At 73.6% G+C, this 13038-nt stretch carries 11 protein-coding genes; 8 read left to right on the top strand and 3 right to left on the bottom strand.

What is annotated here, in order from left to right:
* The first annotated feature begins 1 nt into the window (after position 1).
* The gene (gene phsA, locus ACN20J_RS38100) at positions 2–1888 is read left to right on the top strand and encodes an O-aminophenol oxidase PhsA (RefSeq protein ID WP_419667655.1); all 1887 of its coding nucleotides are present in this window, start codon (positions 2–4) and stop codon (positions 1886–1888) included.
* 249 nt (positions 1889–2137) lie between these two features.
* Entirely contained in the window at positions 2138–2824 is a 687-nt protein-coding gene (locus ACN20J_RS38105) for a PDZ domain-containing protein (RefSeq protein ID WP_419667656.1), read from the top strand.
* A 12-nt stretch (positions 2825–2836) separates the two neighbouring features.
* On the opposite strand, the gene ACN20J_RS38110 is transcribed toward ACN20J_RS38105, so the two are convergent.
* A complete protein-coding gene (locus tag ACN20J_RS38110; RefSeq protein WP_419667657.1) occupies positions 2837–3589 on the bottom strand; it encodes a phosphodiesterase in 753 nt (250 codons plus the stop codon).
* Between the two features lie 130 nt (positions 3590–3719).
* Here ACN20J_RS38110 and ACN20J_RS38115 point away from each other — a divergent pair, with 130 nt between their 5' ends.
* The 3 genes from ACN20J_RS38115 (at position 3720) to ACN20J_RS38125 (ending at position 6551) form a co-directional block, all read left to right on the top strand.
* A complete protein-coding gene (locus ACN20J_RS38115; protein ID WP_190226982.1) occupies positions 3720–4343 on the top strand; it encodes a LysE family translocator in 624 nt (207 codons plus the stop codon).
* Between the two features lie 109 nt (positions 4344–4452).
* On the top strand, positions 4453–5577 hold the full coding sequence (locus tag ACN20J_RS38120; protein WP_419667658.1) for an aminopeptidase P family protein: 1125 nt from the start codon (positions 4453–4455) through the stop codon (positions 5575–5577).
* Positions 5578–5621: 44 nt separating this feature from the next.
* The gene (locus tag ACN20J_RS38125) at positions 5622–6551 is read left to right on the top strand and encodes an aminoglycoside phosphotransferase family protein (protein ID WP_189845541.1); all 930 of its coding nucleotides are present in this window, start codon (positions 5622–5624) and stop codon (positions 6549–6551) included.
* Positions 6552–6673: 122 nt separating this feature from the next.
* On the opposite strand, the gene treZ is transcribed toward ACN20J_RS38125, so the two are convergent.
* Complete coding sequence (gene treZ, locus ACN20J_RS38130; protein ID WP_419667659.1) at positions 6674–8419, bottom strand: malto-oligosyltrehalose trehalohydrolase; 1746 nt, start codon at positions 8417–8419, stop codon at positions 6674–6676.
* 543 nt (positions 8420–8962) lie between these two features.
* Here treZ and ACN20J_RS38135 point away from each other — a divergent pair.
* The 3 genes from ACN20J_RS38135 to ACN20J_RS38145 all read left to right on the top strand — a co-directional run bounded on the left by ACN20J_RS38135 (position 8963) and on the right by ACN20J_RS38145 (position 11555).
* Positions 8963–9520 carry a DUF1707 and FHA domain-containing protein gene (locus ACN20J_RS38135; protein WP_189845539.1) on the top strand — a complete coding sequence of 186 codons (558 nt, stop codon included), beginning with the start codon at positions 8963–8965 and terminating at the stop codon, positions 9518–9520.
* A 163-nt stretch (positions 9521–9683) separates the two neighbouring features.
* Positions 9684–11087, top strand: a complete 1404-nt coding sequence (locus ACN20J_RS38140; protein WP_419667660.1) for a M14 family zinc carboxypeptidase — start codon at positions 9684–9686, stop codon at positions 11085–11087.
* 42 nt (positions 11088–11129) lie between these two features.
* The gene (locus ACN20J_RS38145; protein WP_419667661.1) at positions 11130–11555 is read left to right on the top strand and encodes an SSI family serine proteinase inhibitor; all 426 of its coding nucleotides are present in this window, start codon (positions 11130–11132) and stop codon (positions 11553–11555) included.
* Positions 11556–11650: 95 nt separating this feature from the next.
* On the opposite strand, the gene ACN20J_RS38150 is transcribed toward ACN20J_RS38145, so the two are convergent.
* Entirely contained in the window at positions 11651–12901 is a 1251-nt protein-coding gene (locus tag ACN20J_RS38150) for a M14 family zinc carboxypeptidase (protein WP_189845537.1), read from the bottom strand.
* Between the last annotated feature and the right edge of the window lie 137 nt (positions 12902–13038).

Raw genomic sequence — 13038 nt, forward strand, 5'->3', positions numbered from 1 at the left:
GTTGACCGACATCATTGAAAGGGTCACCGAGGAGCTCGTGAGCGAGGGGGATGCGGTACGGGCCGCGGGGGAACTGGAGCCGTACGTAAGCCTGTTACCGGTGCCGCCGGTGCTGCGGCCCGCCTCGGGGGACGTCCTCCAGGAGACCGAGATCGCGCTGAGGCCGACCTGGGTGAGGCTGCACCCGCAGCTGCCGCCGACGCTGATGTGGGGGTACGGCGGTTCGGTGCCGGGCCCGACCATCGAGGTCCGCAGGGGGCAGCGGGTCCGGATCGCCTGGACGAACCGCATTCCCAGGGAGAGCGAGTACCCGGTCACGGCCGTCGAGGTGCCGCTCCGCCCGCCGGGCACGCCGCCCGCCACCACCGAGCCGGGCCGTGGGGGCGTCGAGCCCAACAAGGACGTCGCCGCGCTGCCCGCCTGGTCGGTGACCCACCTGCACGGCGCACAGACGGGCGGCGGCAACGACGGCTGGGCGGACAACGCCGTGGGCCACGGAGACGCCCAGCTCTCCGAGTACCCGAACGACCACCAGGCGGTCCAGTGGTGGTACCACGACCACGCGATGAACATCACGCGGTGGAACGTCTACGCGGGGCTGTACGGCACGTACCTCGTCCGCGACGACGAGGAGGACGCGCTCCGTCTCCCCTCCGGGGAGCGGGAGATACCGCTCCTGCTGGCGGACCGGAACCTCGACACGGACGAGGACGGCAGGCTCAACGGCCGCCTGCTGCACAAGACCGTGATCGTCCAGGAGAAGAACCCCGAGACGGGCAAGCCGGTCTCGATCCCCTTCTCCGGCCCGTACACCACGGTCAACGGCCGCATCTGGCCCTACGCGGACGTGGACGCCGCCTGGTACCGCTTCCGCCTGGTCAACGCGTCGAACTCGCGCGTCTACGACCTCGTCCTGGTCGACGAGGACAACAACCCGGTGCCGGGCGTCATGCACCAGATCGGCAGCGACGGCGGGCTGCTGCCGCGCCCCGTGCCGGTCGACTTCGACGAGTCGCTGCCCACGCTGACCGCCGCTCCGGCCGAGCGGTTCGATCTGCTCGTCGACTTCCGGGCCCTCGCGGGCCGGAAGCTGCGCCTCGTCAACAAGGGGCCCCGGCAGGAACCCGGGGTGCCGGACCCGGAGGGCAACGTCCGCTATCCGGCGGTCATGGAGTTCCGGGTGCGCGAGTGCGGCGACGAGCCCGGCGCGGACACCTTCGAACTGCCCGAAGTGCTCTCGGGGTCCTTCCGTCGGCTGACGCACGGCATCGAGCACGGACACCGGCTCATCGTGCTCACCCCGCCGTCCACCAAGGGCGGCGGCGGACATCCCGAGATCTGGGAGATGGCCGAGGTCGAGGACCCGGGCGACGTCCAGGTCCCCACGGAGGGCGTCATCCAGCTGACCGGCCAGGACGGGAGGACGAAGACCTACCGCCGTACGGCACGGACGTTCAACGACGGGCTCGGCTTCACCATCGCCGAGGGCAGCCACGAGCAGTGGAGCTTCCTCAACCTCTTCCCGATCGTCCACCCCATGCACATCCACCTGGCCGACTTCCAGCTGCTCGGCCGCGACGCGTACGACGTGTCGGGCTTCGACCCCGCGATCGGCGGCACACGCGCGCCGATCGCGTTCGACCCCGACACACAGATACCGCTCGCGCCCAACGAGCGCGGCTACAAGGACGTGTTCCGGGTGCCCGGCGGACAGATCCTTCGGGTGATGGGCCGGTTCGACGGGGCGTACGGCAGGTTCATGTATCACTGCCATCTTCTCGAGCACGAGGACATGGGCATGATGCGGCCCTTCGTCGTCATGCCGAAGGAGGCGCTGAAGTTCGACCACGGCGCGGGGCACGGCGGCCACGGGGGCCACACGGGCTGACTCCACGTCCTCGCGCCGACCCCGGTACGGCCCGGTGCGGGCGCGCCAGCCGCTGCCATGCGGCTCGCGCGCCCTCGGGCGCTCAGAAAGCGCGGCTCGGCGCGGCCGTCATCACGAGCGTCGTGGCGAACGCCCACTGGTGGACAGGTCGGTGGACAAGCCGGTCGAGCGGGGATGGAAGGCGTCACCCGTTCGAGGATCGTCGCGCGCCGGTGCGGAGGGTAGGGCTCTGGCCGGAGGCGATGACCAATGGAACAGACCGCGTTGCGTCCCAAGCCGATGCCGGGCCGGGAGCCGGGCCAGGAGTCGGGCGGCGGCCGTCCGCCCGGCACGGTCCGCCGTCCGCACGCCGCGCGCCGGCGTGGGCGACGGCTCATGACCCTGCTGTTCAGCGTGTTCGTCGGGGCGGTCCTCGTGCTGTCGGGGATCGGCCTCGGCACCGTGGGCGCCACGGTGATCGGGATGAGCAAGCTGGCCGATCTGCAGAGGGAGGCGGGTGAAGCGGGCGGTGCGCCGGGGGCGTCCGGCCCGGCGCAGGGGACGGCGGAGGAGGGCCCGGGCCAGGGATCGGCGCAGGGGCCGGGCGGCTCCAAGTCGGCCCCGGGCGCGGGGAGTTCAGCCTCGCCGGAGAATCCGTCCCGGGATCCTCGGAGTGACACGGCCGAAGAGCGGCAAACCCTCGGCGTGGAGGCCGTCGACGCCCCCAACGGCCCGGGCGCGCTCCTCGTCGGCGTGCATGTCCCCGGACCCGGCCACACCGCGGGTCTCGTACGAGGCGACGTCCTGCTCACCTTCGGCAGGACCCGCGTCGACTCGGCCGCCGACCTCGCACGGGCCGTCGCCGCCGCGCGCCCCGGCACCGCGGTCACGCTCACGCTGCGGCACACGAGCGGCGGCTACCAGCAGCTGTCGGTGACCCCCGGCGTCGTCACCTGACGGGACCCGGCGTCACACGGCCACCCTGAAGTGGCTCGTCAGCCGGCCCTCGTCGTCCAGCACATGAAAGGCGAAGCCGGGAGGCGCCTCCCGGTCCGCCGCCCCCTCGCCCTCCCACGGCAGCCGCAGCGTCCAGGTCACTCCGGGCCCGACAACGAGCGGCAGCCCGCCGAACGTCGTGGCCGCGGGCGTGTGGGCGTGCCCGGTGATGATCCCGGCGACCTCGCTCCTGCGCTCCAGCAACGCGGCCAGCGCCGACGGCCGGCGCAACCGGTACGCGTCCGGCAGCGGATGATGCAGCGCCACCGGCGGATGGTGGAAGGCGAGCAGTGCAGGCAGTCCGTCGAGTCCGTCGAGCGTCTCCTCGATCCAGGCGTACGTCTCCTCGTCCAGCTCACCCTCGTCGCTGCCCGGCACGCTGGAGTCGCACATCAGGACGGCCGCGTCGTCGAAGACCCGCACGCTGTTGACCGGCCCGTCGCCCACCGGTTCGCCGAGCAGCGCCTTGCGGTAGGGCGCGCGGCTGTCGTGGTTGCCCGGACAGGTCAGTACGGGGAAGGGGGCGCTGCCGTCGCGCAGCCCCAGGATGCGCGCGGCCTCCTCGTACTCGGCCTCCGTCCCGTGGTCCGCGATGTCCCCGGTGACCAGCAGGGCGTCCACCGGGCCCGGCAGCTCCCACAGCCGGTCCCGCACCCGCTCGGCGCGCTCCGTCGCCCGCTCGGTCCCGTCGAGATGCAGGTCGCTGATGTGCGCGAGCACGAGCATGGTGGATTCCGCCTCCCCTAGTGGCCAACTAATGGCTTAGGCGTATCCAAGCATTAGAACTAATGGTTGGGCAATCGGGGATCGTTAAATGTCTTGGCCGGGCCCCCTCCACCGGGCCACGATGGGCCCCATGCTGAGCACCCTTCTCGCCTTCCTCGGCGCCTGCACCCTGATCGCCGCCTCGCCCGGACCGAGCACGGTGCTGATCATCAGGCAGTCCCTGCAGAGCAGGCGTGCCGGATTCCTGACGGTGCTGGGCAACGAGACCGGCGTCTTCGTATGGGGAGTCGTCGCCGCGTTCGGCCTCACCGCACTGCTCGCCGCCTCCGAGATGGCGTACGACGTGATGCGCGTCGTGGGAGCCGTCGTGCTGGTCGTCTTCGGCGTGCAGATGCTGTGGCAGGCGCGGCGCGCCAAGGGGGTGGCGGACGACGGCCTGGGCGAGGGCGGCGGGAAGAGTGGCTGGGCCTCCTACCGGACCGGGCTGCTGATCAACCTCGCCAACCCCAAGGCGGCGATCTTCGCGATGTCCTTCCTCCCGCAGTTCGTGCCGGAGGGCGCCCCGCACCTGCCCACCATGGTCGGGCTCGCCGCCCTCTGGGCGGTCTACGAGATCGGCTACTACAGCCTGTACGTCTGGTTCGTCGGCCGTATGAAGACCGTGCTCTCCCGGGCCGGCGTGCGCCGCAGGCTGGAACAGGTCTCCGGAGGCGTGCTGCTGCTCCTCGGCGCCCGCCTCGCCCTGGAGAGCTGATGCCGTCACCGCGAGATGGTGTCGCGAAAGTAGTGGTGACCGGCTCGCGCAGCCCCCGCTGTCCGGGCAGGATGCTGCCCGTAGCCCCTTTTGAACCACGGAGGCCCGGATGACCGGCACGCCCGCGCCCTTCACCGCCGACGACTACCAGGCACGGATGGAGCGCGCCGCACGGGCCGCCGCCGACGCGGGACTCGCCGGGGTGCTGGTCGCGCCAGGCCCCGACCTCGTCTGGCTCACCGGCTACGCGCCGCCCGCGGCCACCGAGCGGCTCACCCTGCTGGTGCTCGCCGCCGGACAGGACCCCGTACTCGTCGTGCCCACCCTGGAGGCCCCGGACGCCGAGAAGGCGGCGGGCGCGCCCGCGCTGACCCTGCGCGACTGGACCGACGGCAAGGACCCGTACGCGACGACGGCCCCGCTCCTCGACGCCGGGGGCCGCTTCGGGGTCAGCGACAATGCCTGGGCGCTCCACCTGCTCGGCCTCCAGAAGGCACTGCCCGGCACCTCGTACGTCTCCCTCACCGAGGGCCTGCCGATGCTCCGGGCCGTCAAGGACGCGGCGGAACTGGAACGTCTGGCGGCAGCGGGAGAGGCCGCGGACGCGACGTACGAGGAGATCCTCAAGGTTGCCTTCGCCGGCCGCCGCGAGTCGCAGGTCGCCGGCGATCTCGCCGACCTGCTGCGGCGGTTCGGGCACTCACAGGTGGACTTCACGGTCGTCGGGTCGGGACCGAACGGCGCCAACCCGCACCACGAGGCGGGCGAACGCGTCATCGAGAACGGCGACATGGTCGTCCTCGACTTCGGCGGACTGAAGCACGGCTACGGCTCCGACACCTCCCGCACCGTGCACGTCGGCGAGCCGAGCGCCGAGGAGCGGCGGGTCCACGACGTCGTCCGCGAGGCCCAGGAGGCGGCGTTCCGGGCCGTACGGCCGGGCATCGCCTGCCAGGACGTCGACCGGGTCGCCCGCGCGCACATCACCGAGGCCGGGTACGGCGACCGCTTCATCCATCGCACCGGGCACGGCATCGGTGTCACCACCCATGAACCGCCCTACATGATCGAGGGCGAGGAACAGCCGCTCGTGCCCGGGATGTGCTTCTCCGTAGAGCCCGGAATCTATCTGCCGGGCCGTTTCGGCGTACGCATAGAGGACATCGTGACGGTCACCGAGGACGGCGGACGCCGCCTCAACAACACCTCCCGCGAGATGGCCGTCGTGCACTGACCACCCCCAGGAGACCCGGACCCCGAACGGCAGACGGCGCGACCATGACCCAGGCAGCGACACCCACCGCGGACACCGTGCGACGCCTCGTCCGCTCCCTCCTCCCGGACGGCGGCGGGCCCGAGATCCGGCCCGTCGCCGAGGGCGGCGAGCACTCCACCTGGTTCGTGGGCGCACGCCATGTACTGCGGCTCGCCCCGGACCGCGAGGCCACCCTGCGCCAGCGGCGCGAACTGCGGCTGCGCGACCTGGTCCGCCCGCACATCGGCGTCTCCGTGCCGGTGAGCATCGCGCACGGCGAGTGGGCGAGCGGGCTGACGTACACGCTCGACACGCTGATCCCGGGCGGCTCCGGCGAGCGGCAGGACGTCTCCGCCGTGGGCGAGGCCGATCTGGCGGGGCTGCTCACCGGGCTGCGCGAGGTGCCGGTGCGCCAGGCCGAGGCGTTCGGAGTGCCCAGGGCCGCGCCCCGGTCCCTCGAAGTGCTCCGGACCGCCGCCGAGCGCGCCGCCGAACAGCTCGCCGCGGCCGACGAGTTCGACCCCGCCCGGCTCCAGCAGCTGACCGCGCCCGCCGCCGGGCAGCTCGCCGCGCAGCCCGGCGCCGCCTTCCTCGTCCACCACGACCTCAAGGGCGAACACCTCGTGGTCAGCGCCGACGGGCGCGTACGTGGTGTCCTCGACTGGACCGACGCGGTGGTCGGCGACCCGGCCGAGGACATCGCGGGCCTCGCCCTCGCCGTCGGCGCGCCCGCCGCCGTCCGCGCGGCCACCCTCGCCGGCTACGGCGCCCGCCCCTGTCTGCGCGGCCTGTGGCTCGCCCGCTGCGACACCCTCACCCGCCTCGCAGACCGCCTCCGGAACGACGACAAGGGCCCCTTGCCGCTCCTCCGCTCCCAACTGCGTCGCTCCTGGGAGGCGATCCTGCTGGAACGGGTCACGGAACTGCGGGACGAGACGGACGAGACGCTTTAGGGGGAGGGGGAGTTCGAACCGTGGGCCGAGGGCCGCGCGCATAAACGCTTGCGCAAGCGTTTACGCGCACGCGGCGCCGGGCGACACCAGCCACGCCGACACCCCGGCCCACCGCAGCCCTGTCACCCCTGCAGCAGCACCACACACGACTCGCCCGGCAGGCTCAGTACCCCGTCCGCCCCCGGAACCTCCACCGGCTCCCACGCCGCCAGTACGCGGGCCGGGCGGGTGCCGAGGGGGATCGCCGCCGGGTCCTTGCCGAGGTTCACGGCCACCCGGACGTCACCGCGGCGGAAGGCGAGCCAGCGGGTGCGCTCGTCGAAGGCGACCTTGACGTCCGCGAGGTCGGGATCGGAGAGGTCCGGCTGGGTGTGCCGCAGGGCGATGAGTTCGCGGTACCAGTCGAGCACGCGCGCGTGGAGCCCGTTCTCCGGCTCGGACCAGTCCAGGCAGGAGCGGTCACGAGTGGCGGGGTCCTGCGGATCCGGGACGTCCTCCTCGGCCCACCCGTGCGCCGCGAACTCCCGCCGCCGGCCCCGGCGTACGGCCTCCGCGAGCTCGGGATCGGTGTGGTCCGTGAAGAACTGCCAGGGCGTGCCCGCCGCCCACTCCTCGCCCATGAACAGCATCGGCGTGAACGGCCCGGTCAGCGTCAGCGCGGCGGCGCAGGCCAGCAGGCCCGGGGAGAGGGAGGCCGAGAGCCGGTCGCCCTGGGCGCGGTTGCCGATCTGGTCGTGGGTCTGCGCATACCCCAGGAGGCGGTGCGCGGAGACCTTCGTGAGGTCCAGCGGGCGGCCGTGCCGGCGACCGCGGAAACTCGAGTACGTACCGTCGTGGAAGAAGCCCGATGTCAGCGTCTTGGCGACCGAGGCGAGCGGGGACCTGCCGAAGTCCGCGTAGTAGCCCTGCGCCTCACCGGTCAGCGCGGTGTGCAGCGCGTGATGGAAGTCGTCGTTCCACTGGGCGTGCAGCCCGAGCCCGTTCTCCTTGCGGGGCGTGATGATCCGCGGGTCCGCCAGGTCAGACTCGGCGATGAGGAACAGCGGCCGGCCCTGCTCCTCGGCGAACGCGTCCACAGCGGCCGACAGCTCCTCCAGGAAGTGGCACGCGCGCGTGTCGCGCAGCGCGTGCACGGCGTCCAGCCGCAGCCCGTCGAACCGGTAGTCGCGCAGCCACGCCAGCGCGCTGCCGAGGAGGAACGCCCGCACCTCGTCCGAACCGGGCGCGTCCAGGTTCACGGCCGCGCCCCAGGGCGTGTGGTGCGTCTCCGTGAAGTACGGGCCGAAGGCGGGCAGATAGTTGCCGGACGGCCCCAGGTGGTTGTGCACGACGTCCAGGACGACACCGAGGCCCAGCTCGTGCGCCCGGTCGACAAAGCGCTTCAGCGCCTCGGGACCGCCGTACGGCTCGTGCACGGCCCACAGCGACACCCCCTCGTACCCCCAGCCGTGCCGCCCCGGGAACGGGCACAGCGGCATCAACTCGACGTGCGTCACGCCCAGTTCCACCAGATGCCCGAGCCGCTCGGTCGCCGCGTCCAGGGTTCCCTCGCGCGTGTACGTGCCCACGTGCAGCTCGTACAGCACGGCGCCCGGCAGCCCGCGCCCTGCCCACTCCGTACGCCACGTGTACCCCTCGTGGTCGACGACCGCGCTCAGCCCGTCGGGCCCGTCCGGCTGCCGGCGCGAGCGCGGATCGGGCAGCACGGGGCCGTCGTCCACCGCGAACCCGTACCGCGTCCCGTCCTGCGCCTCGGCCTCTCCCGTCCACCACCCCACGCGCTCCGGATCGGGCTCCAGCGCGCGCGTGGTGTCCGCGCAGTGGAGCGTCATGCGGTCGGCCTGTGGTGCCCACACCTCGAACTGCACGGACGGTTCTCCCTCGTCTGCTCACCGTGACGTCGCCGGTCCCATGGTGCGTCAAACGAGATCAATTCACCTTCGAATCCTCCGGATCGAACGACTTGAAAGGACCGGATCCGACGTAGGTAGGGGGGGGGGGGGGGGGGGGGGGGGGGGGGGGGGGGGGGGGGGGGGGGGGGGGGGGGGGGGGGGGGGGGGGGGGGGGGGGGGGGGGGGGGGGGGGGGGGGGGGGGGGGGGGGGGGGGGGGGGGGGGGGGGGGGGGGGGGGGGGGGGGGGGGGGGGGGGGGGGGGGGGGGGGGGGGGGGGGGGGGGGGGGGGGGGGGGGGGGGGGGGGGGGGGGGGGGGGGGGGGGGGGGGGGGGGGGGGGGGGGGGGGGGGGGGGGGGGGGGGGGGGGGGGGGGGGGGGGGGGGGGGGGGGGGGGGGGGGGGGGGGGGGGGGGGGGGGGGGGGGGGGGGGGGGGGGGGGGGGGGGGGGGGGGGGGGGGGGGGGGGCTCTGAAGTGCTGCGTTTTCTGGACACTCCGGCCGTGCTGCCAGACAATCGGCTGCGTGACGTCGTCCTCCGAGTTCCACACCTATCCCGCTCCCGCGCGGTTGTCGGACGCCGAGCGCGACCGGGCGCTGAGGGTGCTGCGGGAGGGCGTCGCCCAGGGAAGGCTCTCGCACGACACGTTCGTACTGCGGATGGAACTCGCCTTCGCCGCCCGCACCTTGGACGAACTCGCCGCGCTCACCGCCGACCTGCGGACGGAGAACCGTTGGTCGCGGATGCTGTTCGGCGCGGTCGAGGCGGTCTCCGGTTTCACCGTGCGGCTGCGCAGGGCGTGGCAGGCCGAGCGGCTGCCCAAGCTGCTGCTGCCCCGGCCGGAGAACCGGTATCCGCTGCGCATCGGGCGCGACCCGGCCAGCGGTCTGCGGCTCAGCCACGAGACGGTGTCCCGTGTGCACGCCGAGCTCACCCGCCAGGGCGGTATGTGGGTGCTGCGGGATCTGGGCTCGACGAACGGCACGTCCGTGAACGGGCGGCGGGTGATCGGGGCCGCCGTCGTCCAGGTCGGGGACCAGGTCAGTTTCGGGCGGATGGCGTTCCGCCTCGCCGCGGACTGAACGGCTCGCCTCGTCGCGGACTGAGCGGACCGAACGGCTCGCCCCGCCGAGTGGAACCGGACCCTCCGCCGCGCGGCCCTGCTGACGTGAACGTTCCGGGTGTGCCGTGGTGTTGACGTACCTCCGTAGTCGTGACTCACTGTGCGTACGTCATGCACAACAAGTGAACCGATGGCTCTTCACAGCGGAGGTCAAGACGCTGCCGCCAGTCCTCCGCTATCTGTCCGTCGACGAGCTTGGCGTGCGGGCCGCCGCGCTCGTCGCCCGCCGCCCACGGGACGCCCGGCTGCGCCAAGTGGGCACGTCACGGGCCGGACTGCCCCTGTTGCTGCTGTCCGTCGGACACGGCAGCCGCCAGGCCCTGATCGTCGCGGGACCCCACGCCAACGAGCCGGTCGGCGGCGCCACCGCGCTGCGACTGGCCGAACGGGCCCTCGCCGACCCCCGGTTGTGCGACGGCGCCGACGTGACCTGGAACCTGCTGCTGTGCCTCGACCCCGACGGCGCCCGCCGCAACGAGGGCTGGCTGTCGGGCCCGTACACCCTCGGCCACTACTTCCGGCACTTCTTCCGCCCCGGCTTCCTCGAACAGCCCGAGTGGCTGCCCGACGGCGCGGCGTCGGCCGCCCTGCCGGAGACCCGCGCCCTGCTCGCCCTCCAGGACGAACTGCGGCCCTTCTTCCAGTGCTCCCTGCACGGCGTCGACGTGGGCGGCGGCTTCGTCGAGCTGACCCGCGACCTGCCCGGACTCGCGCCGCGCCTCGCACACATCGCGGGGCGCCTGGGCATCCCGCTGGAACTCGGCCCGTACGACACGCTGTACTGGCCCAGCCTCGGGCCCGCGGTCTACCGGATCCCGCCCCCGCGGCGCGGCGGCCTGGCCGCGGCCATCACGGAGGCGGCGGTCGAGTCCACCTGGTTCCACCCGCACCCGTACGGCACGGTGACCGCCGTCGTCGAGGCGCCCATGTGGGGTGTGGCGGCCGTGGGGGACTCCTCGGCGCCCGCGGACACCGACGGGGCCCTGCGGGCCGTCAGCCGCACGCTGCGGCGCGACACGGCCCTTCTGAAGGCCCTGTTGGCCCGTATCCGCCCCTCCCTGGGCACGGCTCCGGACGCGGACCGTCTCCTCGCACCGGTCGACGACTATTTACTGGTCTGCCCCGGCCTCGCCGACTCCTGGGACCCGGACACCGGTCCGGACACCGACGCGGACGGCGGCGCGCGCCCGCTGCCGCCGCTCGACACGGCCCGGCTGACCGCGCTGCGCATCTCCGGGCGGCGGATAGCGCTGCGCACGGCGGGGCTGCTGCGCCAGTTGGTGACCGCCGCCGGGCAGGACCCGTCCGGCGCGACGGCCGACCTCGACCGGCTCATCGACGTGTGGTGCGCGGACTACCACGACGGCCACGGGGCCCGCTGGATCCCGGTGTCGAGGCAGGTCGAGTACCACGCGCGCGTGGTACTCGCCGCGTTCGACCTGGCGCGGCAGCGGGAGCCCGGCGCGCCTCCCGGCGCGAGTCCGCTCGGTACGCCCCCGAGGAGGGCCGAAGTGCCGTTCGAGTGAGTCGGGGTGGGCCTGGGGGCCCGGTGTGCCGATGCACAGGCAATGACGAACACTCACAAAGCGACGGCAGCCGTACGGGCCTGTCTGCTGACCGTCTGCGCCCTCCTCTTCGCGGGCTCGGCGCCCGCCCGGGCGGCGGCGCCCCCGGAGTGGCTCGCGGGCAACTGGCTCTACGTCACCGTCACCCACGGCGACGCCCGCTCCAGCGACACACGCGGCACCCTGCTGCTGTGCGACCCGCCCCAGGGCCACGCGCACGCGGCACGTGCCTGCGAGGAACTCCGCGCCGCGGGCGGCGACATCGGCCGCATCCCGCCCAAGGAGGTCTACTGCCCGATGATCTACGCCCCGGTGATCACCTCCGCGCGCGGCGAGTGGGGAGGCCGCGCCGTCACCTACAAGGAGACGCACTCCAACTCCTGCGTGATGGCGGCACGGACGGGCTCGGTGTTCGCCCTGTCGAACTGAGCCACGCGCAGCGAACCACCGGGCACGCGTGCGTGCGGCACAGAACGGCCCCCACGCGCGCGTGCCGCATCGAACGGCCTCCACGCGCGCGTGCCTCAAGCCGCCCGGTCCCTGGCGTGCCGTGCCGCCGCCACCACCGTGCGGCTCTGGTGTTCGACCTGGTGCTCCAGCGGCACCCAGCGTGCCCGGAAGCGCTCGGCGAACGCCTCGCTCCAGGACGCGACCAGGCGCTCCAGAGGGGGCGCGGCGCGGTCGTCGGCCTCCTGGAGGACCCGCAGGAGCATCGCCGCGGCCCGCAGCGGGAGCCGTCGGCCGAAGGCGTCCACGCTGCCCACGTACGCCATCGTCGAGTCCGCGGGCGGTGTCCGCGCCCAGTCGCCCGCCAGCCCCGGCACCAGCTCCAGCGCCCACTTGGCGGCGCGCAGCAACGGACCGTCCGGCCCGGGAAGGCGCGGCAGCACCTCGGCGAGGACGCTCTCGACCTGGACCGCGTCCTGGAGGAGGCGACGCGCCAGACGCCGCATGGCCGCCGCCGGGGCGGGATGCGGCGCGGGATCGTCGACCAGGTCGCTCGCCCACATCGGTACCTCGACGACCGCGGTCAGCCCGCCGTACCGGTGGGCGTGGTGCCAGGTGCTGTGCCGGGCGTCGTCCGGCATGCTCGGGTACGCCAGGTCGGAGCCCGGGGCGGGCATCACATGCACACCCGGCCCGGAGGCGGGCCAGCCGGCGGCGTCCGAGGCGCCCGTCTCCACCGGGATGTTCAGCTCCGCCGCGGACTTGGCGAACGGCTCGGCGAGCCCCGGGATGTCCTTGGTCAACTGCACCCAGGAGCCGCCGAGATCCGTTCCGTGGAGGGTCGCCTGGAGGTAGGGGCGCAGCTCGTCGATGACCCGGGTCAGGGCCCGCGTCTCGGGTGGCAGCCGGTCGGGCGGCAGCACGGACGGCGACCACTCGGGCTGCTCGGGCCCCGCCGGACGGAAGAACCCGAGGTGGTAGTCGAGCAGGGTGCGCGGCGCCGGCGTCACATGGAGGCTGGCGCCGTCCGGGTCCGCGCAGAGCAGGAAGTGCCAGGAGGTGTCGGCCCGCAACTCCCGGTCGCGCAGCACCCGTTCGGCCAGCGAGAGCAGGGTGGAGCCGCCCGTGGGCTCGTTGGCGTGGGCGCCCGCGACGACCAGCACCGAGCGCGCGGCGTGGCCCACGGAGAGCAGCTGCAGGGGCCGGCCGGCGCGCGAGGAACCGACCTGTCTGAGCGAACACAGGCCCGGCCGGTGGGCCGCCAGCGCCCGGGCCGAGCAAACGATTTCGGTCACACTGGGGTAGCGCAGCTCCGGCAGGAGACTCACCCCCGACTAGGTCCGCTCCGGCGTCGCAATCCGCAGTACTCCACGGACCGGATGAACTGTCAAGGACGTGAAGGGGCGCCACCGGGGAGCGCCCAGCAGCATTTACCGGTAGCCGGGGGACAATTCACCCCCGGACG

Origin of the sequence: Streptomyces sp. 2-1, from assembly GCF_048564895.1 — a bacterium.
Taxonomy (GTDB): domain Bacteria; phylum Actinomycetota; class Actinomycetes; order Streptomycetales; family Streptomycetaceae; genus Streptomyces; species Streptomyces phaeochromogenes.

Coding starts and splice junctions, on each gene's coding strand:
- ACN20J_RS38105 (WP_419667656.1), top strand. CDS start 2,138: ATGGAACAGACCGCGTTGCGTCCCAAGCCGATGCCGGGCCGGGAGCCG.
- ACN20J_RS38110 (WP_419667657.1), bottom strand. CDS start 3,589: ATGCTCGTGCTCGCGCACATCAGCGACCTGCATCTCGACGGGACCGAG.
- ACN20J_RS38115 (WP_190226982.1), top strand. CDS start 3,720: ATGCTGAGCACCCTTCTCGCCTTCCTCGGCGCCTGCACCCTGATCGCC.
- ACN20J_RS38120 (WP_419667658.1), top strand. CDS start 4,453: ATGACCGGCACGCCCGCGCCCTTCACCGCCGACGACTACCAGGCACGG.
- ACN20J_RS38125 (WP_189845541.1), top strand. CDS start 5,622: ATGACCCAGGCAGCGACACCCACCGCGGACACCGTGCGACGCCTCGTC.
- ACN20J_RS38145 (WP_419667661.1), top strand. CDS start 11,130: ATGACGAACACTCACAAAGCGACGGCAGCCGTACGGGCCTGTCTGCTG.